This window comes from Saccharibacillus kuerlensis DSM 22868 (assembly GCF_000378145.1).
Lineage (GTDB): Bacteria > Bacillota > Bacilli > Paenibacillales > Paenibacillaceae > Saccharibacillus > Saccharibacillus kuerlensis.
On record NZ_KB899283.1, the window covers coordinates 90478 to 110994 of the forward strand.

General features: G+C 50.7%; 17 protein-coding genes. 4 read left to right on the forward strand and 13 right to left on the reverse strand.

Features of this window, described 5'->3' with window-relative positions; all coding sequences use genetic code 11:
- Window positions 1-10: 10 nt before the first annotated feature.
- Together F456_RS0109720 and F456_RS0109725 are read right to left on the reverse strand one after the other, a co-directional pair.
- Entirely contained in the window at window positions 11-1231 is a 1221-nt protein-coding gene (locus F456_RS0109720; protein ID WP_018976831.1) for an MFS transporter, read from the reverse strand.
- Between the two features lie 88 nt (window positions 1232-1319).
- A complete protein-coding gene (locus F456_RS0109725; protein WP_051086728.1) occupies window positions 1320-3458 on the reverse strand; it encodes a molybdopterin-containing oxidoreductase family protein in 2139 nt (712 codons plus the stop codon).
- A gap of 344 nt (window positions 3459-3802) precedes the next feature.
- Between F456_RS0109725 and F456_RS0109730 the strand changes: the two genes are divergently transcribed.
- Together F456_RS0109730 and F456_RS0109735 are read left to right on the forward strand one after the other, a co-directional pair.
- Window positions 3803-4606, forward strand: a complete 804-nt coding sequence (locus tag F456_RS0109730; protein ID WP_018976833.1) for a hypothetical protein — start codon at window positions 3803-3805, stop codon at window positions 4604-4606.
- A 233-nt stretch (window positions 4607-4839) separates the two neighbouring features.
- On the forward strand, window positions 4840-5424 hold the full coding sequence (locus F456_RS0109735) for an LOG family protein (protein WP_018976834.1): 585 nt from the start codon (window positions 4840-4842) through the stop codon (window positions 5422-5424).
- Window positions 5425-5546: 122 nt separating this feature from the next.
- On the opposite strand, the gene F456_RS24290 is transcribed toward F456_RS0109735, so the two are convergent.
- From F456_RS24290 to F456_RS22255, 6 genes are all read right to left on the reverse strand, one after another.
- Window positions 5547-5699, reverse strand: coding sequence for a hypothetical protein (locus F456_RS24290; RefSeq protein ID WP_018976835.1), 153 nt, complete (start codon window positions 5697-5699; stop codon window positions 5547-5549).
- A 323-nt stretch (window positions 5700-6022) separates the two neighbouring features.
- Window positions 6023-6859 (reverse strand): formate/nitrite transporter family protein, encoded by an 837-nt coding sequence (locus F456_RS0109745; protein WP_018976836.1) that lies wholly within the window; start codon window positions 6857-6859, stop codon window positions 6023-6025.
- 332 nt (window positions 6860-7191) lie between these two features.
- The gene (locus tag F456_RS0109755; protein ID WP_018976838.1) at window positions 7192-8586 is read right to left on the reverse strand and encodes an FAD-dependent oxidoreductase; all 1395 of its coding nucleotides are present in this window, start codon (window positions 8584-8586) and stop codon (window positions 7192-7194) included.
- A 397-nt stretch (window positions 8587-8983) separates the two neighbouring features.
- Entirely contained in the window at window positions 8984-9856 is an 873-nt protein-coding gene (locus F456_RS0109760; protein WP_018976839.1) for an ABC transporter ATP-binding protein, read from the reverse strand.
- A 290-nt stretch (window positions 9857-10146) separates the two neighbouring features.
- Window positions 10147-10593, reverse strand: a complete 447-nt coding sequence (locus tag F456_RS0109770; RefSeq protein ID WP_018976841.1) for an AbrB/MazE/SpoVT family DNA-binding domain-containing protein — start codon at window positions 10591-10593, stop codon at window positions 10147-10149.
- Between the two features lie 484 nt (window positions 10594-11077).
- Window positions 11078-11308 carry an aspartyl-phosphate phosphatase Spo0E family protein gene (locus F456_RS22255; protein ID WP_083923602.1) on the reverse strand — a complete coding sequence of 77 codons (231 nt, stop codon included), beginning with the start codon at window positions 11306-11308 and terminating at the stop codon, window positions 11078-11080.
- Window positions 11309-11493: 185 nt separating this feature from the next.
- Between F456_RS22255 and F456_RS0109780 the strand changes: the two genes are divergently transcribed.
- Entirely contained in the window at window positions 11494-11931 is a 438-nt protein-coding gene (locus F456_RS0109780; RefSeq protein WP_018976843.1) for a MarR family winged helix-turn-helix transcriptional regulator, read from the forward strand.
- A 142-nt stretch (window positions 11932-12073) separates the two neighbouring features.
- Here F456_RS0109780 and F456_RS0109785 read toward each other — a convergent pair whose 3' ends face one another.
- From F456_RS0109785 to F456_RS0109805, 5 genes are all read right to left on the reverse strand, one after another.
- Window positions 12074-13648: a DEAD/DEAH box helicase gene (locus F456_RS0109785; protein WP_026293782.1), complete on the reverse strand. Its 1575-nt coding sequence runs from the start codon at window positions 13646-13648 to the stop codon at window positions 12074-12076.
- Window positions 13649-13755: 107 nt separating this feature from the next.
- Window positions 13756-15198, reverse strand: a complete 1443-nt coding sequence (locus tag F456_RS0109790; protein WP_018976845.1) for a SulP family inorganic anion transporter — start codon at window positions 15196-15198, stop codon at window positions 13756-13758.
- A 376-nt stretch (window positions 15199-15574) separates the two neighbouring features.
- Window positions 15575-17248: an ABC1 kinase family protein gene (locus tag F456_RS0109795; RefSeq protein ID WP_018976846.1), complete on the reverse strand. Its 1674-nt coding sequence runs from the start codon at window positions 17246-17248 to the stop codon at window positions 15575-15577.
- Window position 17249: 1 nt separating this feature from the next.
- The gene (locus F456_RS0109800; protein ID WP_018976847.1) at window positions 17250-17636 is read right to left on the reverse strand and encodes a phasin family protein; all 387 of its coding nucleotides are present in this window, start codon (window positions 17634-17636) and stop codon (window positions 17250-17252) included.
- Window positions 17637-17703: 67 nt separating this feature from the next.
- Window positions 17704-18564 carry a uroporphyrinogen-III synthase gene (locus F456_RS0109805; protein ID WP_018976848.1) on the reverse strand — a complete coding sequence of 287 codons (861 nt, stop codon included), beginning with the start codon at window positions 18562-18564 and terminating at the stop codon, window positions 17704-17706.
- Window positions 18565-18971: 407 nt separating this feature from the next.
- On the opposite strand from F456_RS0109805, the gene F456_RS0109810 reads away from it, so the two are divergent.
- Window positions 18972-20354, forward strand: a complete 1383-nt coding sequence (locus tag F456_RS0109810; protein ID WP_018976849.1) for a hypothetical protein — start codon at window positions 18972-18974, stop codon at window positions 20352-20354.
- Window positions 20355-20517: the final 163 nt, after the last annotated feature.

Sequence of the window (20517 nt, forward strand, 5' to 3'; positions counted from 1 at the left end):
CGTTCAGAAATCAAGCTTCTCCCATAACGTCCTTTCCAGCAGGCGCGGAATGCTGCAGCTTATGATGCAGCACGAAAAATCCACATGACAGCACGGCTGCTGCCACAGCAAGCCAAGCAACGGGCTGGAGTCCGCCGCGATCGTACAGAACCCCCATAATATAAGGCCCAATTACCCGACCTGCCTGTCCAATGCCTCCGGAGACGCCAAGGTAAAAGGGTGCGTTGGCCTGTGTACGTTCTGAAATAAAAGCCGGCATCGCCGGTTGAAACAGCATTTCCCCGATTGTCGCCAGGAACATGGCAAGTACTAGCGCCCAGTAAGTCGGCAGCAGCAGAATGACCGCATAGCCCGCCAGATAGAACAGGCTTCCTGCCGTCATCTGCATCTCCGGAACCGAAGCAAAAGTACGTTTGATCCACGAAATCAGCGGCTGAAGCGCGAAGATCAGAATCCCATTCATCGTCCACAGCAGACTGTAGTCCGAAGGCGGACGTCCTTCCGACAAAATAGTCGGCGATACGCCGCCGTTCCAGATACAGTTGCCCAACCAGAGAAAGAGCGCTCCCAGTCCCATGTACAAATAGACACGCGTATTCATCAGCAGCGGAATCGCTCCTTGGCTGCGCTTGGACGTCTTCGCTTCCACCTGCAGGCCGCCTTCCCGGTCAACCCGATTCAAATAGACAAAGAAATAGACAGCAAACAGCAGACAGGTTACGCCGTTCAATATAAAAGTGAGCGAAAAAGAAATACTCGCCAGTACTCCGCTGAGCGCGGTACCCAGCGCTACACCAATATTATTGCCTACATAGATTGTATTGAAGATTTCGCCCCGCCGGGAAGCAAAGCGAAAGCCGATGAATCCTTGAATTGCTGGCAGAGTCATCGCATTGCTGAAGCCAACGATCAGCATCGTCAGCATATAGATGTGCCAATGACCACTTACGACCGGCAGCGCGAACAGCGATAAGGCGTTGATCATCAGCGAGCCGACGAGCAGCTTTTTCACACCGATCCGGTGATACATCGCGCCGCCGACCAGCTGCCCGGCGATCCCGCCAAGCGACTGCAGCAGGATGACCAGTCCTGCGTCCTGCATGCTGCGGCCGAGTTCGCCGAAGACGTACATCGTCGTCAGCGGCCACATCAGCGCGCTGCCGGTCGAGTTGATCAAGCTGGCCAGCAGCAGCGCTTGAATTTCTTTGGGATATCGTTGAAGCCAGTTCATGAAGATCCGTGTTCCTCTCTAGAGCGTATACGCCGTAATTCCTCGTTCCTGTTAAATTCGTCCCTGATCCCTGCTGAACGCAGTGTACTCAGTCGGGCTTCGCTAACGCCTCGGCTCCCGCTGCCAGCCGCACTTCAACCGTCGTAGAGAAAAAGGTCGCACCGCCGCCCATATCGGCAGTTCGGGATGAGGTCAGCGCATTAGCCAGTCGACGGCCGGAAATTCCCCTTATGCCGGCTCCTCCCTGTTTTGCGGAGCCTTCCGCAGTATTGTTCCACCACAGGCCCTGACTTACAACCGTTCCAGGCAGCATCAGCTCCGTAACGGAAGCTTTCAAAGTATACACACCGCGATCGTTATACACTTCAACAAACTGTCCGTCTTCGATCCCGCGTGCTTCCGCATCCTGCGGGTGGATCTGAAGCAGAGGTTCCTTTTCCATTGATTGATGCTTGTGTACGTTCGCAAACGTCGAATTCAGGAAATTATGATTCGGCGGGCTGACGAACATTAGCGGATAAGCGGTATTTCGCGTACTTCGATTTTCCCCATCAAAGCCTTCTTCAAGCGGCATATAAGTAGGAAGCGGCGGAAGGCCAAGTGCTTTTAAAGTGTCCGAATACAGCTCGATTTTGCCGGAAGGAGTCGTCAGTCGGTTAAGATACTCCTGCTTGGGAGACATGTCCAGCTCTGCAAAACGCTCTTCCTTCAGACGATTCAGCGTTACTCCGTTCAGATAAGGGTTGTCTGGATTGTCCAACGCGGCACAAATCACGGACTCCTCGTCCTCACGGAAGGCTTCTTCCGCAAACCCCATCTCTTCGGCCAGCATCTTGAACATGTCGAAATTGCTTTTACTCTCGCCGATCGGCTGGATCACCGGCTCTTGGAGCTGAACATAGTGATGCCAATATGAGGTGTAGAGATCGGTATTTTCGAAGCTCGATGTCGCCGGCAGTACGATATCGGCGTATTTCGCCGTGTCGGTCATGAACAGCTCGTGCACGACCGTAAACAAATCTTCTCGCATCAGACCTTGTCGTACACGCTCCGCTTCGGGTGCAACTACTGCGGGATTGCTGCCGAAAACGAACAGCCCTCTCACCTTCGGCGTAAGCGTCAGCAGCGCATCGGCCAACTTATTCATATTAATTGTGCGTACGCCCGGATTGACCCGCAGATCCGGCCGCTGCAGAGCTTCGTCATTTAGCGATGCATAAGCGCCGTTGGACTTCATTGCCCCCCCGCCGCGAACCCATTGACCGGTCAGTGCCGGCAGGCAGGCTACCGTACGTACCGCCATGCCGCCGTTATCATGATGCTGCAGCCCGTTGCCGATATGAATATGGCTCGGCGACGTCTCGCCGTACAGGAGAGCCAGACGGATGATATCTTCCGCCGGAACGCCCGTAATCCGCGACACCCGTTCCGGCGTATAGGCCTTCACATGCTCACGCAGTTCTTCATGTCCCAGCGTATACTGGGCCAAAAACTTTTCATCCGTCAGCCCCCGGTCGAACAGCACGTGCATCAGACCGAGTGCCAATGCCGTATCAGTGCCCGGATACAGCGGAATAAACCAGTCGGCGCGCCGTCCGGTCAAATTTTTGTGCACGTCGATGACGACGACTTTGGCTCCGTTCTTGCGGGCCTGTTCCATCAGTACAGCTTGATGCATGCTGGTACTGACGATATTGCCGCCCCATACGATAAACAGCTTGGCTTTGAGCGTATCTTCGGGACTTGAGCCTCCGCCGAATCCCATTGTATGCTTCCATCCGGCATTGCCGGCCGAGTTGCAGATCGTATACGCGAGCTTCGATGCACCGAGACGGGCAAAAAAGCGGCGGTCCATGCCTTCCGCATTCAGCACACCCATATTACCGTAGAAGCTGTACGGCAATATGGATTCCGGTCCGTACTCCGTGGACATTTCGCGGAATTTATCCGCAATTTCCGAAATCGCTTCCGACCAAGATATACGGACAAACTCTCCTGAGCCCTTGGGACCGGAACGCTTCATCGGATATTTCAGACGCTCGGGATGATGAACCCGTTCGGCCATGTGGCGTACTTTATTACAGATCGCTCCCCGGGTAGCGGGATGATCGGGATTGCCGGTTACCTTGACGATTTTTCCATTTTCTTTGTGCAGCAGCAGGCCGCAGGTGTCCGGACAATCCAGTGGGCAGACCGCCGGAAACACGCCGTTCGGCCGTTCGGTCATGTTCATGACGGACGGCTCCTTTCCGTTGTCGAATCGTGATTTCTTTCCGGCCTTTATTGTAGCATAATTTTCTCGCAAAATATTTCCGTGAATCCGCGATATGAGTGTTTCAATCCAGCGGACTCCGGGGTATTAAAAAGCATTGGCAATTAGGCAGTAAGTGATGTCCCCTTCATGAACTGTTCCTGCTGCCATATCATGGACCACTCCCGAAATTCGCCTTCACAAGATCCTTCCCCCGGACTTGTGAAGGCGAATTTATTTTGTCCAACTTTTCCTTCTCCAGGTGCGTCTATTGGACAAAACCATATAACCCACATCACAGGATGAAGGAGGAGAATACTTTGCTCAGCAAAAAAGTCTGGATTCCCGCCGCACTCTGTCTGCTTGTGCTGACCGCCTGCTCGCCGGTTGAACGTGCCGGTGGCTTGATCACCGACCGGGTCATTCAAGTGAAACGCTATCCTGATCAGCAGCGTCCTTCTGTCGGTTACGCCTCGGCTTTTCTCGGTTACAAGTGGAAAAAAGGTGGCGAGACCGAACCAAGGCAGGCGTGGGAGAATGTGCCGGAAGCAGAATCGATGGGTGATCCGAATGAAATAGACATATCCCCTAAGCAAACATACAGCTACTCTTGGTCCGGACCCAAACATAAAATTTCGGGCAAGTCGCTCTCTTCTATCGCCAAGCGGGCTGCCGGTTATGAATACAAGCACCTTGTAGAAGACGTCCATGTCGACGCCGAACTCAATGAGAACGGCTACGCGCTAGGGTCATTTCCTTATGTGTACAAAGGCGAAAAGTATATGGGCATCATTCTCGCCAAACATGAAGGAGACACGTATATTTACCAATCGCTGAACTTTTCTCACGATTTAAAAGATGGAGACAAAATTCTTCCGTTCGTTCCCGGTAATGGCTCGATGGGGATCCGAGGCAAAGAAAATGAGTTCTTTGATTGGACCGGAGGAAGCGTCAACGATGAGCGCATCCGTGAGATCGTCATGCATTTTGAAGACGGCACCCGTCAAATTCCGATTGCGGAAGATCAAATCACTTACCTGATTCCCACTGAGCGTGACCGGGACATTCAATATATCGAAGGACTCGATCAAGACGGCAAATCGCTGTATACCTGGCAGTTTTGATACGCAGAAGAAGCGGACAGCGGCTTTGACGTCCAAAAGACCATGTCGACTCTGGACGTATCAAGCCTCGACATACCGACTTCAAGATTAGCTTCAAGATCGATTTTAAGATCCGTCTCAATTTTCACATTCTTTTCACTTGAAAGTTCGGTCTGTTCGCTCCTCTGCCGCTGTGCTATATTGAGGCTGACGTACCAATTCTTATCGATTCCCGACAAAAAGGAGACTTCATCATGCCAAACAGCATTGCGGTATTCTGCGGTTCGAGAGAAGGCGCTTCGCCCGTCTACATGGAGAGCGCATATGCGCTGGGACGTGAAATGGCAAACAGGGGAATTACCCTTGTATACGGCGGTTCCCGCGTAGGGTTAATGGGCGCTGTCGCCAATGCCGTACTGGAAGGCGGAGGACAGGCTATCGGTGTGCTGCCGCATTTTATGCAGGCGCGCGAAATCGCCCATCCCGGTCTGACCGAACTGATCATGGTCGATTCCATGCACGAGCGCAAAGCCAAAATGGCCGAACTCGCCGAAGGCTTTGTTACGCTGCCCGGCGGTTCCGGCACGATGGAGGAATATTTCGAGATTTTCACATGGGCGCAGCTGGGTCTTCACAGCAAGCCGACCGGTGTACTGAATGCGGGGGGCTACTACGATCCTCTAATTGCTCTGTTCGACAGAATGACCGGCGAAGGCTTCGTTACTCCGCAGCATCGCAAGATGATGCTGACAGCGGAACAGCCTGGGGAACTGCTTGATCTTCTGGACTCGTACCGCATACCGGACGTTCCGCAAATTTTGACCGAGGAACGTACTTAGAATCAGAAAGAACGTACTTAGCATTTTGATCTTGATACTTTACGGAAAAGGCTTCGCCGTGCGGTGGAGCCTTCTTCCCCTGCACAGCCAACAGTTCCAAGCTGCCAATGCCGAAAAACGCTTTAGCGGCGTTTTCCATTTTCATTGTCGTTCCGCCCCCATCTCCAGCGTCTGCGCTCCCCGTCTTCTCCTCCTTTTCTCCAATGTGTCCGTTCGACTTCCCGAATACGCCGTTTCTCCTCTTCCATCAGTTTCTCCATTAAATAAGGATGCATAAGGTTTCCTCCTTCGTTATTTGATCTATAAAACGGCTGAACATATTCATTGATTCCCTTGAATCGTGGATCTCTTGAATCATGCAGATGTTCGGCTTGAATATTAAACTGTCGAAGTTATGTTTCCGATATCCCCAGCATAATGGGGAAGACTATTTAGAAAAAGGGCAGAAAATTTCCGTTCTTTTTCTCCTTTTCGTAAAAGCCGATAGGTTTGTGCAGCACAAAAAACCTTATCCAGACGCTCATACGACCGGATAAGGTTTTTGACAGAATAGACGCTCACCGCGCCGATTGCCGATTGGATACTGATACTCAAGCGATCAGGCGTGCTTTTTCATCCCTTGGGTGTCATACGTACCCTGCCGGACCCTGTCCGCGCTTGCGGATTCCCATTTGCATAAATAAGCAGCCCAATAAGCGGCACCAACGAAGATTGCTCCGCCAGTCAGATTGCCGAGCCAGACCGGTACGAAATTACCGAAATATTGTCCCCAAGTAAAGTGGCCTTCGAAGATCGCAGCCGGAATCAGGAACATGTTCGCGACAACGTGCTGGAACCCGATTGCCACGAAGGCCATTGTAGGAAACCAGATGCCGATAATTTTCCCGCTCATATTGTCCGCTCCATAGCTGAGCCAAACCGCCAATGCGACAAGCCAATTGCAGCCGATTCCGGAAATGAACGATTGGAGAAAAGTGCTGTCAATCTTGTGACCGGCCATATCGACCAGCTTCTCCAGATACGGACCCGAAGCGGTCAAGCCGACGATATGTCCAAAAAAGTAGGCGACAAAGAGAGCACCGGCAAAATTCGCGATCGTAATCAGTACCAGATTTTTGATCATATCGCCAGTCGTAATCCGGCGTGCCCAACGAGCCAGCGGCACAGCCATCATATTGCCGGTCAGCAGCTCTCCGCCGGCCAACAGAACCAAAACAAGCCCGACCGGAAATACGGCTGCTCCTACAAAATTGGCCATACTGCCCCATTCTGGCGGTGTGTCGGCAATAACCCGGATATCCAACAAGAAACCCAAAGCAATAAACGCCCCGGCCAAGAACCCGAGAATCAAGACGGAAGAAAGGCGGCTGTGGGCTTTCTTCGTGCCGTTCTCGACTGTGACTTCCGCAATTTGCGGCGGTTTGTGATAAGCCATTGTTGTCATCTCCTTATCGCTAAAATTCGAACGTTTCACGTTGTACCCCATTTTAGCGCAGAGCGGCAAGCCAGTACGTGACAAACCTCATAAAACGCTCAATAGAGTGCATGTTTGCTATTGTCTGGGCTATCCCGTTCGGAGAACCGGAGATTACCGATACGTTGAAGCGGTCGGAGATGATTGGGGCGGACTTTGAAGATTTCCGCCGGAACATTCCGCTGTGGTACACCGACGGAAAACATGAAAAGCCCGCCTGTAGGCGGGCTTTTCATTAATCTATGAGAAAGATTGGGAACGAAACCGCCGCTCCCAATCGAAAGGGGTTGGAATTATACGTTTGTTTCTTCTTTCACCGAACGAGCGGCTCTTTCTTCGCGTTCGGAAGCAGGCTGCGCGTCCATCGCGGCAAAGCCAAGCGAGTTCAGATAGTTCCAAGGCTTGTTGTAATGCGGCTGGAAGAAGAAGTCTACGAAGGCAAGCTCTTCGACAGTCATCTTGTTCTGGATGCAGACCGACAGCGTATTGATCGATTGGGTCAGATCCACTTTGGACATGAGCTGCGCACCTACGATGCGGCGGCTGTCTTTTTCGAATACGATCTTGAAAGTCGCTTTCTCAAATTCCGGCATGAACTCCGGACGATAGTTGTCTTCAAACGTCGCTGTTGCTACGTCGAGACCCGCTTCCAGCGCCGCAGCTTCAGTCATACCGGTGGCTGCAATATTATCTTCATAAATTTTGATACCGCTGGTGCCTTGAGTACCCATATAGGCAATCTTCTTCTCGACCAGATTCAGCGCGACAAGTGTACCCATACGCACGGCATTGGTTGCAAGCGGGATATACGCGGCTTTGCCGGTCGGATTGTAACGGATTGCACAGCTGTCGCCGGCAGCATAAATGTCTTGAACGCTTGTTTCCATATAGTTGTCGACAAGGATCGCGCCATTCGGCAGCATGTCGACCTGACCTTTGAGCAGCTCGGTGTTTGGACGGAAGCCGATGCACAGAATAACCAGATCCGCTTCATGCTCACCTTTGGTCGTTACGACTTTTTGTACTTTACCGGCTTGGCCTTCAAAACGTACAACTTTCTCGTCCAGCGCCAGCTTGATGCCCTGCTCTTCCAACGAGTCTTCGATACGGTCTGTAAACTCGGCATCCAGATATTTGCTCAGGATGCGCTTTTCCGCGTCGATCAGTGTCACTTCTTTGCCGTTCATCTCAAATGCTTCAACCAGCTCGACCCCGATATAACCGGCACCGATGACAACGACACGTTTCGCTGTTTTTGCTTTTTCGATAATTGTGTTGGAGTGATTGAAGTTCTTCGACAGGATGATGTTGTCCAGCTCGATCCCTTCAAACTTCGGAATAATCGGCCACGAACCTGTTGTCACAATCAGCTTGTCAAACGTATCGCCGAATTCTTCGCCTGTCTCCAGGTTACGAACTGTGAGGCTCTTGCCTGCAGCGTCGACGTTCAGCACTTCATGCCGCATCCGGGTATCTACGCCCAGCGCTGCCAGATGTTCCGGGGAAGAATAGAACAGTCCATTAGGGTCTTTGACTACGCCACCGACGTACAATGCAATACCGCACGAGAGGAAAGAGATATTGTCGTTGCGCTCATAAACCGTAATCTCTGCATCCGGGTAGAGCTTAGCGGTGCGAACGATAGCGGCGGTTCCTGCATGCGTACAACCAATAACTGCGATTTTCATGAATGAATTCCTCCAGTAAATTATTTTATAGGATAAAGTTCTTGAATACATGAGCCATTTGTGAAAAACGTTACATAGTGCCGTATAAAAAACGACTGTTTCCCGGATACGACCTCTAAGTTGTGAATTTGTTCACCTTATCGTTCAGGCGAGGTTGTGAATTCGTTCACCTGATAATTCTATTATACTGTGATTTATTTCACATTGCAAGAGAAAACCACTACTTTGATCATGATTTCACATAGTGGACACAATTCACTTGTTTTTCAAGCTCTGTTGCCTTAAATAACGTACTTTTCGTCATAGACCTGCACTCCGTTTGCATATGAAAACCCGCAATCGGCAGCAGCGGCCGAAATACGGGTTTTCATAGAATACCGGTTTATAAGAACAAAGGTTATTGCGAAGCTGTGCGAAGCGTCTCCTCGCCCATCTGCTGGCCAAACGATTCCGCAGCGTTCTCGCGCTTGCGCTGATCTTCAGACAGCGCGTACAGCGCATAAGGCAGACACAACGGCACGCCGGTACGCGGATCGGTTACGATGTCGGCTTCGATGCCAAATACTTCGTGCATGACAAGCGGGCACATAACTTCAAGCGGTGTTCCGGCAGCCAAAGCCTCGCCATGCTTGATTGCGATCATATGTTGAGCAAAACGCGAAGCATGGTTGAGATCGTGCACAACCATAACAATGGTTCGACCCTCCGTTTTGTTCAAGTCGTGCAGTAATTGAAGAACTTCCAGTTGATGCGCCATATCCAAATAAGTAGTCGGCTCATCGAGAAACAGAATATCGGTTTCCTGCGCCAGTGCCATCGCAATCCAGGCTCTCTGACGCTGTCCACCGGACAGCTGATCAATCGGACGATCATGGAATTCGCGCATGCCGGTTACATCCAGCGCCCATTCGACTACTTTTTTATCTTCGGTTTTCAATGCGCCAAAACCTTTTTGATGCGGAAAACGGCCATAGGATACCAGCTCGGTAACGGTAAGACCTTCCGGAGCGGTCGGGGTCTGCGGCAGAATGGCCAGCTGTTTCGCCACTTCGCGGGTAGACTGCTTGTGAATCGACTTGCCGTCCAGCAGTACACTGCCGTTCTTCGGACGCATCAGGCGTGCCATTGTCTTCAAAATCGTCGATTTCCCGGAACCGTTAGCTCCGACCAGCGCCGTAATCTTCCCTTGCGGAATTTCAATATTAAGATCCTTGACGATCAATCGATCCTCATAGGCAATATCAAGATTTGATGTGCTTAAACGGAACATAGAGCGAATCATTCCCTTCCGAAAAGTCTGGGCCATGCATTCAACGTTAGTGTCTATATACATAATGGAGATCAAGCACTCGGAGGTCTCATGGTTATACCCTTCATCAGGTATCATCGGATCTTCACGGTTTCTTCATTACAGTTTAAGATACTGATAATCATTATCATATGTCAAGTTAAATTTGACGTGTCTTTTTTTACGAACATAACAAAAAGGCCCGAAAGCCCCCTTGGCTTTCGGACCTCTTCCATTCGGAAGCTGTACAGGATCGGTAGTTTGGAAGCTTGTTAGGCCTTGTACTTGAGCTGCTTCTTAAGCTGACTGACCCGGCTTTGGCTGATACCCAACATCTGGGCAATCTCGCTTTGGCTGGCTTCCGGGTGATCGATCAGAGCCTGTTCCAGACGAGGCAGCATATCCGACACCCGCACTCTCTTCTTGGAAGCGGAATCGTCAATCGTTGGTGCATGATGCACCGGTACTACCGGCGCGTCCTTGAGTTCCTCCAAGCATGAAGCACATATAAACTGGTCTTTGTAATAGACGACACTATCAAGAGTGCGGCAGAACGAACATTCTGTCGACTTGTACTTGCGCATAACAAGCATGCCGTCGTCTGTTACGAAAAATTCCAACGAATCACCGATCTCGATATTTCGTGTCCCTCGAATTTCGCTTGGGATCACGATCCGCCCGAGACTGTCCAAACTACGAATCATACCGGTATCCTTCATTTTGAATTCCTCTCTATGTGAAATTAGAGTTTAACCCGAAAATTTATTTAATAGGCAGTATCGCATATTCAGGTTAATTTCTACTTTACGCTTAAAAGCTTACTAAAAATCCAATATTAATCTTTCCTCAAATATAGGTAAGGCGCTAGATTTATTGTAACTGTAAAGCGAAGCGACATCAAGATAACAAAAAAATAAAAAAATAAAAAATGTAAACATGACTCCTTTTCTCGTATTTACAAGACATCTTGGATCCTTTTTATTAAATAAATGAGCTCGAGTCAACCCATATGAATACAAGCAGGCCTATTTAACCGTAAACTTAAATATAGAAGCAGAAAAAAACCGCTTTGATCAAAAGACGGATCGGTGGGGCCGGAATCCATTCATTTTGACAAAACGGTTTTTAACAAGGTTGCATGGTACAGCTTCAGCGTCACTATAAGTTTTTTTCAATAAAAAATCTTCAGACACTTACTGATTCCTAATAAACAGCATGTCGCAGCTCTTCCGTTGCGGATCTTTCCGACTTCTGTCGCTGCGCGAGCACAATATAAGCGTCCAACCGCTGGCTTAACTCGACAACGTCCCGGTCACAAAAACTTTTATGCTCCGTGATCTTCAGCAATTCATGTCGCAAATGCTCGATCATGGTGTACAACGGTTCTTCGCTACGGTAAGAATTGTAAGCCAATACAGTCACCTTCTCTCTCATGCTTACTTTTCTATAATAAGGTCTGATAGTAAAAAACAATTTTTGCTAAATTCAGATAAAAGAACACTTTTTTGTGGAAGTCATTACAATTAAAGAAAACCGCAAACAACCGATATTCATTGACGTCCGATTCTTCTCTCTGGTATACCTGAATGTACGTCTTCAAGTTAAAAAGGAGAATGCCTGTGCCATCCAATCCTATAGAATTGACGCGTCTATTCATTCGAACGCTTCGTGCCCATCACCGCCGGATGCATACTGTAAACCAGTCGCTTGGCATTCATCCCGGACAAGCTCCGCTTTTTTTTATTCTGTCGAGTCACGAAGGGTTGAACCAAAAAGAACTAGCGGAACAAATGCACATTAAGCCCGCTACCCTTACGGTTATGCTCACCCGTCTTGAGCAGGCGGGCTTTATCGAGCGTTTCGCCGATCCGGCCGACCAGCGAGTATGGAGAATACGTCTGACACCGCAAGGCCGCAGCATTTCTATGCAGGTTCATGAAGCAGCTCAGGAAATCGATAATCTGACGTTCGGCAATTTCACGGAAGAAGAGCGCTCGCAGTTCCGTGGACTCATGGATAAAATGTACGAAAATTTAAAAAACGAGCCCCGGACCTAAGTCCGGGGCTCGTTTTGCTGAGAATGGATTTATGAGAAATTATTTATAAGAAAACACTTGATTGTACAGATGCATTTCCTCCGAAAACAAGGCACCCATCCGAATGAGTGAGGCTGCGCCTTCGTCACTTCTCACGAACCGCTTAACGCCGGCGGCCGCGCCCGCTGCTCGAATCAGAGCCTCGACCGCCGCCTTTACTGCCGTTGTCACTGCGGCCTGCACCGCCGGAGCCGCCTTTGCCCCCGCGGCCCTGGCCGCCGCGGTCGGAACCCCCGCCGCGCGAGTAGCCGCCGCTGCGGCCTGTCTCGCCCGTGCGGCTTCCACGGCCGCTTTCGCTGCCGCCCGTACGGCCGCCTTCGCCGCTGCGCGCGCTGACACGGCCTGTGCCTTCGCCGCGGGAACTGCCGCCGCGGCGGTTGGCACCCGCGCCGTCGCGTCCGGCGCGATCTTCGCCGCCGGCTACGCGCCGCGTGCCGCGTCTTGCACCGCCTTTGACAGAGCCTTCCCGGCTCTCACGGCTTTCCCGACCTTCACTCGGCCGACGCGTCGCGTCAGCCACTCGAATCACACCGCCGTTTTGGAAGACGACGCGTTCCGGACGCTGCTTGGTCGCAGCTTCGATCAGATCCAGTGTGCTTTGCTCGCGCTGCGTTACAAACGTATACGCCAAGCCTTTATCGCCGGCACGGCCCGTACGACCGATCCGGTGGATATAGCTGTCCGTATCCTGCGGAATATCGAAGTTGAACACGTGCGAGACGCCTTCTACGTCAAGGCCGCGTGCCGCGACATCTGTCGCAATCAGGATTTGCAGACGTGCATCACGGAATGCGCGCATGACCTGTTCCCGTTTATTCTGAGACAAGTCCCCGTGCAGTTCTGCAGAATTGTAGCCTTCCAGCTGAAGTTCTTCGTTCAGCTTCGAAGCCCGGCGCTTCGTCCGGCAGAATACAACCGCCAGATACGGATTGTCGCGGTTGATCAGAAACTTGAGTGCATCGTATTTGTTGCGATCCGTGCATTCAAGCGCGATCTGGCGAATATTGCGTGCCGGAACCTTCTCCGCAGGCGTGATGCTGATCTGCTCGGCATCTTTCGTGTAAGCCCCTGCCAGGTGACGCACATTATCCGGCAGCGTTGCCGAGAACAGCATCGTTTGGCGGGAAGGCGGCGTTGCTTCAATAATTGACTGCACTTCTTTCAAAAAGCCCATATGCAGCATCTGATCCGCTTCGTCCAATACCAGCGTCTTCACGCGGCTGAGCTTCAGGGTCTCTCGGCGGATATGGTCGAGCAGCCGTCCAGGCGTACCAATAACCAGATCGCAGCCGCTTTTCAGCTTGTGCAGTTGCGCTTCCACGTCCTGACCGCCGTAAACGGACAGAATTCGTATTTCCGGTCCGGCCATTTTGCGCGCTTCAACCGTGATCTGCAGCGCCAGTTCACGTGTCGGTGCTACAACCAGCGCGGGTGGAAGACCCATGCCTTCCGAGCGTCCGCCGTCGTTCCATTCGCGGCCGGCTGCAATTTTATGCAGAATCGGCAGAATGAAAGCCAGCGTCTTGCCTGTACCCGTCTGCGCCTGAACCATCAAATCGCGTCCCGCGAGCGCGAGCGGCAGCGAAGCTTTCTGTACCGGAGTCGGCACCGTAATTCCTTGTCCTTGCAAACGGTCCAGCACCTCGGGAGCGATCCCCAAATCTTTAAATGTTGTCATGTTCTTATTCCTCCGTATGGGGACTGCTTCCGCGATGCTGGCATCCGCGCGTACGCGGATTCCAAAAGAAGGGGCACCCGCCATGACGGATACCCCCTTTTCCGAAATTAATGGCCCGAAGGCGCGGAAAGTCCCGATTTTTCAATTGTCGCATGGCTCTCATTATTCAGCCCGCGAATCTCAACCTGCTTACCCAACTTGTAATACTCGAATTTGACTCTGGAGACCGCCGAAGCGGCCGAGTGATCCCATACATGCGAATGCGAGAAGTCGATTACCACTCGATCCGGATCGTTCGCCGGCGTAAAATGGTTTACGAAATGCGAAGCTGTTCCGAAGAACATCTGCCCGTGCACCTCATAACTTTTTACCCCGTCAACGGTTTCCGATGTCACCTTGAGCTTGGCAATTTTCCAGCCGAAGTGCAGTGTACACAGCACGACGCCTACGCCTACGCCGATCGATAGATTATCCGTCGCCACAACAATACCTACTACAACCAACATTACGATTGTATCGGCGAGCGGGATTTTGCGCATCCGATACAGCGAACTCCAATCGAACGTACCGATCGAGACCATAATCATGACGCCGACCAGCGCCGCCAGTGGAATTTGACGGACGATATCACCGAGCAGCACCAGAAGCACCAGCAGAAAAGCGCCTGCCGTAAAGGTAGACAAACGTCCGCGGCCGCCCGATTTGATATTGATGACCGACTGTCCGATCATGGCACAGCCCGCCATACCGCCGAAAAATCCGGTTACGATATTTGCGATGCCCTGTCCGCGTGCTTCGACATTCTTATTACTTTTGGTCTCTGTCATATCATCCACAATAGTGGCTGTCAGCAGCGACTCAAGCAGACCGACTAGCGCAAGCGAGATTGATACCGGCAAAATGACCATGAACATATTCCATGTCAGATCGATCTGTGGAATATGGAACATCGGCGGCGTACTGCCGAGCTCCCCCATTTCCCCAACCGTCTTGACATCGAGATTCATCCAGACTGCGACAAGCGACATCACAATAATTGCCACCAAGGGTGCCGGAACGGCTTTGGTAAACCGGGGCAAAATATAAATAATTGCAAGCGTCCCTGCCACTACGATATACATCGCAGGTCCGGCACCGACGAACTGTGGAATTTGCGCCATAAAAATAATAATAGCCAGCGCATTAACAAAGCCCGTCATGACGGGCTTCGGAATAAATGTAATAAACCGTCCAATACCAAATACCCCGAGCAGCACTTGAATAATGCCTGCCAATACGCCGGCTGCCAGCAAATATTCCATTCCGTAATCGCGGTACAAACTGCCCATCAATACCGCCATCGCACCTGTCGCTGCCGAGATCATCCCTGCACGTCCGCCGACGAAAGCGATCACGATCGCAATCACGATGGAAGCATGCAGTCCTACGATCGGATCAACACCCGCAACGATCGAAAATCCGATTGCTTCCGGGATAAGAGCAAGCGCTACCGTAATCCCTGATAAGATGTCACCTCGAACATTGCCAAACCATTGCCTTCTAAGCTCCATAACCATCCTCTTTCTTATCGCGTTTTGAAAAAACGTGCGATTTAGCGAAGCTTCTGCGAAACTCGCTTCATCTGTATCCTGTTGTAGAGCTTTCCCCTTTCAGAAAAACTCGGGTCCGTTGTAGTCAAGACCCTCATTATACAGAATTCGAAGAGACACGGCTACTGGAGAAAAGCAGCGCAAAAAGGAGATTGAAGGCGATTTCCGGCTTTTTGGGCAGCAAACCTCGCTCAATCCCGACTTTTTGGAAAGTTTGCAAACGAAGCTTTCATTTTCGGGATTTTCAGAAGGTATTCATACTTTTACACTTAATACTTCTATACACTTAACACTTAAGCTTTTATACGCTTAATCGGTCTGTCATTGTCTTCTACCATCAGAACCTGCCCGACCTGAAAATGGACAGCAGCAGCCACAGCACCATCAAAACCGCTACAACCAAACCCATTTCAATAATTGGATAATTCCAAATGACTGTCTCTTTACCGGCGACCGCCGCTCCGACGACCAGTCCGGCCATTACAATGCAGAATCCTAGCAGTACGATACTGAACGCAAGCCGATTGACAAGCCGATCCATTCCTTTGGCCACCCGGCGCAGCTCCGGCACTTCGATCTCCATCTTCACCCGTCCCCCGCTAATAAACGAAGTGAGGTGCCGCAGCCGGTCTGGCAGGCCTGCCAGAGAATCGCTCAGCCCAATCGCTCCGCTGACTACCTTGCGGCCGAGTCGGGCCGGACCGAGCTTCTCCCGAGCCAGCTTGCGGCCGAAAGGTTCTGCCAGCGTCACGATGCTGAGCGTAGGGTCAAGCTGCTCGATCATTCCTTCCGTCGTTACGAGTGCTTTGCCAAGCAGCAGCAGATCGGAAGGAATGCCGATACCGTGCTGTCTGGCCGTCGTAAAGAAGTCGTTGACGACCTGGCCCAGATTGACCTCAGAGAAAGGCACGTTATAGTATCGTTCACGCAGACGATCCAGGTCCCGGCGCAGTGCAGTCACATCCGTTTCATCCGGCAGCATGCCCATTCGTCCGATCGCACGTACCATTGCGGGCGTATCCTGTCTCATCAGAGCAATAACGAGCGAAGCAAGATGTTCACGCATATCCGAACTTAAGCGACCGACCATACCAAAATCGAGAAACGTAACGGAGCCGTCTTTCATAATCAGTAAATTCCCCGGATGAGGGTCCGCATGGAAAAATCCGGCGATAAAGATCTGATTAAGCACGGCGTTCACGATCAGCGACGCGATATTTTTAACATCGTAACCTTTCAGCTCAAGCTGCTGTCGATTAACAGGCTTGATTCCTTCCACATAACTCATCGTCAGCACTCGTTCAGACGTATAATCCCAGAAGACTTCGGGTACGTGGATATGCTTGTCCTGCTGAAACTGCTTTGATATTCGCTCCATATTGCGCGCTTCCGATGTGTAATCCAGCTCCGCTTCCATCGAGCGTGAAAATTCCTCGACAAGCTGAGGCATTTGATAGCGATTGACCCATTCCCAGCGCTTCACGCCCAGTCCGACCAGATCGTGCAGAATTTCCAGATCCCGTGTAACGAGTCTCTTGACTCCGGGACGCTGCACCTTGATCGCGATGCGGCGACCGCTGTCCGACAAGCGGGCGCTGTGTACCTGCCCAATTGAAGCCGCCGCAATCGGCTGCACCGAGAAGTCGCTCATTACGTCCTCAATCGGACAGCCGAGTTCCAGCTCTACGATTCGTCTCGCTTCCTCCGCTCCGAAGGGAGGCACATCGTCCTGCAGCTTCGACAGCTCCTGCACAACCGAAGCCGGGAGCAGATCCGAGCGGGTGCTCGCCAGCTGTCCCAACTTGATAAACGTCGGCCCGAGCTCTTCGAACACAAGCCGAATACGTTCCCCCAGCGTTTTCGTTTCCGGCGCTTCGCGCCGAATCCAGCTCATAGGCAGACGCAGCACTCGCGTCAGTCCCATCTCCTCGACCATATAGCCGAAGCCGTGCCGGATTAATGCGACCGCGATTTCCCGGTAGCGGCCGGCATGGCGGATATGGACAGCCATCTTACTCCGCCGTCATTTCCCCGGAAATGCCCGGACGGTTGTTATTCTTTTCCGCGGCCGGGTCCGCCGTTATCGCCGGCTTGGCGCCTTCCAGTTCCGTTACGCGCTGCTCCAATACAGCAATACGCTGCTCAAGGCTGACTACGTCGCTGCCGGCCGGCACATCAAGATCCTGCAGCACACGCCGTACCTGCTCTTGAACCATACCTTTAATTGCTGAACGTTCTTCTTCTCCCCGCTCGATCAGCTTGCTGACGACCGCCTTCGACTCGGAAGGAGCGATTTCGCCTTTTTTCACCAGATCATCAACCACTTTTTCTACCTTTTCCTTGCTTGCTACAGTCAGACCGATTCCCAGCGACAATGCCTTTTTCAACAGATCACTCATGAATGATTCCTCCGTTTTCAAATGGAATACGTTCGCTTGCTCTGTCCGGTCCCTGCAATCGCGGAACTCAGACTCTTTCTTCCGGCTGTTCTTCTTCTCTGCTATCCGTCTGTTCCGTTCGGGAAGCCGCATAATACTTCGCCAACTCGACCATCATGCTTCCCATTCGCTCTTCTTTAGGCGCAATTACCCGGGAAATTCCTTCTTCGCGAATCGATTGGGCTGTAACTTTCCCCACCGCTACCGCAACCACCTCGTTTTCGAAAGAAGCGCGCAGCGCGTCTTCCAGGCCCGCAGCCGCCGCATGCTGAATCAGAAATCGTACCTGCGGGCCGCTTGTGAACGTTACCGCGTCCACCCGGTGTGCCAAAATATCATCCAGCAGCTGCTGCAGCTGTTCTTCCGGCGGCGCAATATGACGATACGGAAGTACCGTTCGTACAGATGCGCCGCGGCTTTCCAGCCATTCCACGAGCTTCGGAGCCGGATCGCCATGCAGTTGAAGCATGACGCTGCTGTCGGCAAAGTCGTACTCTTCCAACTGCCGGGTCAGCCCTTCCGTACTGCCGTCGTCATCCCGCACAAGAGGAGTCAGTCCGCGCTTCTTGAGTGCATTCGCCGTTTTGTATCCGCGCGCCGCAATCTTCGAATGCGCAATCGCTGCCATAAATGCTTCCGCCAGCTCCATTTCCTGTGCTGTATTCATTAACGCTTCAAGTCCCATTCCTGTTGTGAGCAAAGACCAATCCGGCTTCAGACGAATCCACTCCGAGATTCCGCCTCCCAGCTCGGGTTCGTCCAGAAATACTGTTCCTTGAGCAGGGCGAATCAATGCCGTGCCTCCCATATTTTGCACGATTTTGCTTAGTTCCTCCGCCTTGCGCGGACCGGTTATCGCGACGCGTTTGCCTTCCAGTCTCTTCGCCAAAAGCTTTGCCCTCCCCTGCTTCTTTCCACCTATTTTCGCTCTCCGGACGCAAAATTGCAACCGCACGTCACCAAAACGCCATAAGCAAAGCCAGGGGATTTTACACTCTTCTTCTTACCCCTGAAAATACTTATATTCACTTCTGTTCAAAATTACTATCATATTTATTGTCTTCCTCCGATATATAAAACAATGTACAATACCAATAAGTGCTTCTAGTTAACAAAATCTATAAAAAACCCTTCTACCAAAGCTTTTCCCGTTCACTCCCCTTCTACATCTTCCCTAGTAAAATCGATTGACCTTCTTTTGTTTATTCCTGTATATTGTAAATTACTAGTATTAAAAGAATTATATGAGAAGCTAAAAGTTCAAATGGATTTTAGCAGCGCGAGCGAGGTGCAGACATGGAAATGACAATTACTCTCCGTTCCGAAATTGAAAAAGGGATCGCAGAACTCGGAATGAACTTTTCCAGTTTCGGCGAACTATCCGGTATCAACCGGGGGATTTTCAGCGCGATTCTCAACGGCAGTCCGCCGAAGCCGATCTCGCTCAATCAGATGGAAGCGATAACCCGCGCATTCGGCAAACCGGAAGGCTGGATGTTCGACCTCTATATTGAAGAGTGCTTCTACGACGGCAAACCTAACCGACGCCGTGTCGAGCCCTTCTTGATCCGCTGCGCCGAACTGGGACGAACGGACTGTATCCGTGAAGTGCTGTCTCGCCTGCTTGAAGATCTTAAGCATGTATCCATGATTTTCGAAATTGCAGAGACACTGTTCACTTCGGGCAAAATCCAAGAGTCGCTGATCTTCTACGAATGTGTGGTGGAGAACGAGAAGTACCATCATTCGGAGCGGCTGGCGATCAGCCATTATCGGTTGTTTCGAGCTTCGATCGGAGTCAATAACGACCAGAGTCTACGGGCAGCATTTCGTTTTGAACCTTTCTGCGGAAAACTTCCCGATAACCATCGGCTGGACGGTCTGCTGCACCTAATGTACGTTTATTACACTCTTGAGCGTTTGGAAATCGCAGAACAGTATGCGGATGAATTGATTGAGTTCTCGTCGACCGTATATGAGAACGAAAAGGCCAAGAGAAATAAGACAAAAAAATATGAATCTTTGCTTACCGAACGTCCCTTAGTCAAATACTATGGACAAGGATATTTAATCAAACAAGGTATCCTGGAGGCACAGGGCAAGTATGAGGAAGCTAAAAGCTATAATGAAAAATATGCTGACTTGAGTTGGTTCGAAGGAATGGACGATGCTTCACTGAGAGAAGTAGAAAAATTCAAACTTTTTGCAAAAGCCAATAAACTGAATCTGGAAATTCTAATGGGCAATACAGAGTATTTAGATGAGTATGCAGAATTTTTGGAATCTAATCCTCAAGAAACTCTTCATGGTCTTTTAGCCATAATTAAATCTGCCAATCAACATTACTTTTTTGTGGATCAGGTTATTCTTCAGTTTTCCCCCTATCTTACAGACATTAATCAAGTGCTTAAAGTTGAAGGGAAGTACTATAATCAGACCACTATAACTCGTATAACATTGAATGTTTTTTATGAACTTGCCGTATATTACGCCCGAAAGGAAAAGTATGTTACAGCGATAGATTACTCTTTACAAGTCTTTCAATCCTCCGTTAAAATACGTAATAAGAACATTTTAATGAAGTGCATCCCTTTTTTTGAAGAGTTTCGAAGGTTTTCCACCCCGACTCAAAATAAAAAATATGAAACGTTAATGAAGGAGATGTATCATAATGCGTAAATCTATTGCTGGCGTTATTCTAGTTTTGTCTGCAGCTCTATTCTTATCGATCTCCCCAGTGCATAAAGTATCGGTTAACGAAGGCCCTGCCTTTACAACAATGATTCATGGTGACGTAAGCTAAGTAAGTTTTAAAATATGCCGCTATGCGCTCAACTCGCAT

Coding starts and splice junctions, on each gene's coding strand:
- F456_RS0109720 (WP_018976831.1), bottom strand. CDS start 1,231: ATGAACTGGCTTCAACGATATCCCAAAGAAATTCAAGCGCTGCTGCTG.
- F456_RS0109725 (WP_051086728.1), bottom strand. CDS start 3,458: ATGACCGAACGGCCGAACGGCGTGTTTCCGGCGGTCTGCCCACTGGAT.
- F456_RS0109735 (WP_018976834.1), top strand. CDS start 4,840: ATGCCAAACAGCATTGCGGTATTCTGCGGTTCGAGAGAAGGCGCTTCG.
- F456_RS24290 (WP_018976835.1), bottom strand. CDS start 5,699: ATGCATCCTTATTTAATGGAGAAACTGATGGAAGAGGAGAAACGGCGT.
- F456_RS0109745 (WP_018976836.1), bottom strand. CDS start 6,859: ATGGCTTATCACAAACCGCCGCAAATTGCGGAAGTCACAGTCGAGAAC.
- F456_RS0109755 (WP_018976838.1), bottom strand. CDS start 8,586: ATGAAAATCGCAGTTATTGGTTGTACGCATGCAGGAACCGCCGCTATC.
- F456_RS0109760 (WP_018976839.1), bottom strand. CDS start 9,856: ATGTTCCGTTTAAGCACATCAAATCTTGATATTGCCTATGAGGATCGA.
- F456_RS0109770 (WP_018976841.1), bottom strand. CDS start 10,593: ATGAAGGATACCGGTATGATTCGTAGTTTGGACAGTCTCGGGCGGATC.
- F456_RS22255 (WP_083923602.1), bottom strand. CDS start 11,308: ATGAGAGAGAAGGTGACTGTATTGGCTTACAATTCTTACCGTAGCGAA.
- F456_RS0109785 (WP_026293782.1), bottom strand. CDS start 13,648: ATGACAACATTTAAAGATTTGGGGATCGCTCCCGAGGTGCTGGACCGT.
- F456_RS0109790 (WP_018976845.1), bottom strand. CDS start 15,198: ATGGAGCTTAGAAGGCAATGGTTTGGCAATGTTCGAGGTGACATCTTA.
- F456_RS0109795 (WP_018976846.1), bottom strand. CDS start 17,248: ATGGCTGTCCATATCCGCCATGCCGGCCGCTACCGGGAAATCGCGGTC.
- F456_RS0109800 (WP_018976847.1), bottom strand. CDS start 17,636: ATGAGTGATCTGTTGAAAAAGGCATTGTCGCTGGGAATCGGTCTGACT.
- F456_RS0109810 (WP_018976849.1), top strand. CDS start 18,972: ATGGAAATGACAATTACTCTCCGTTCCGAAATTGAAAAAGGGATCGCA.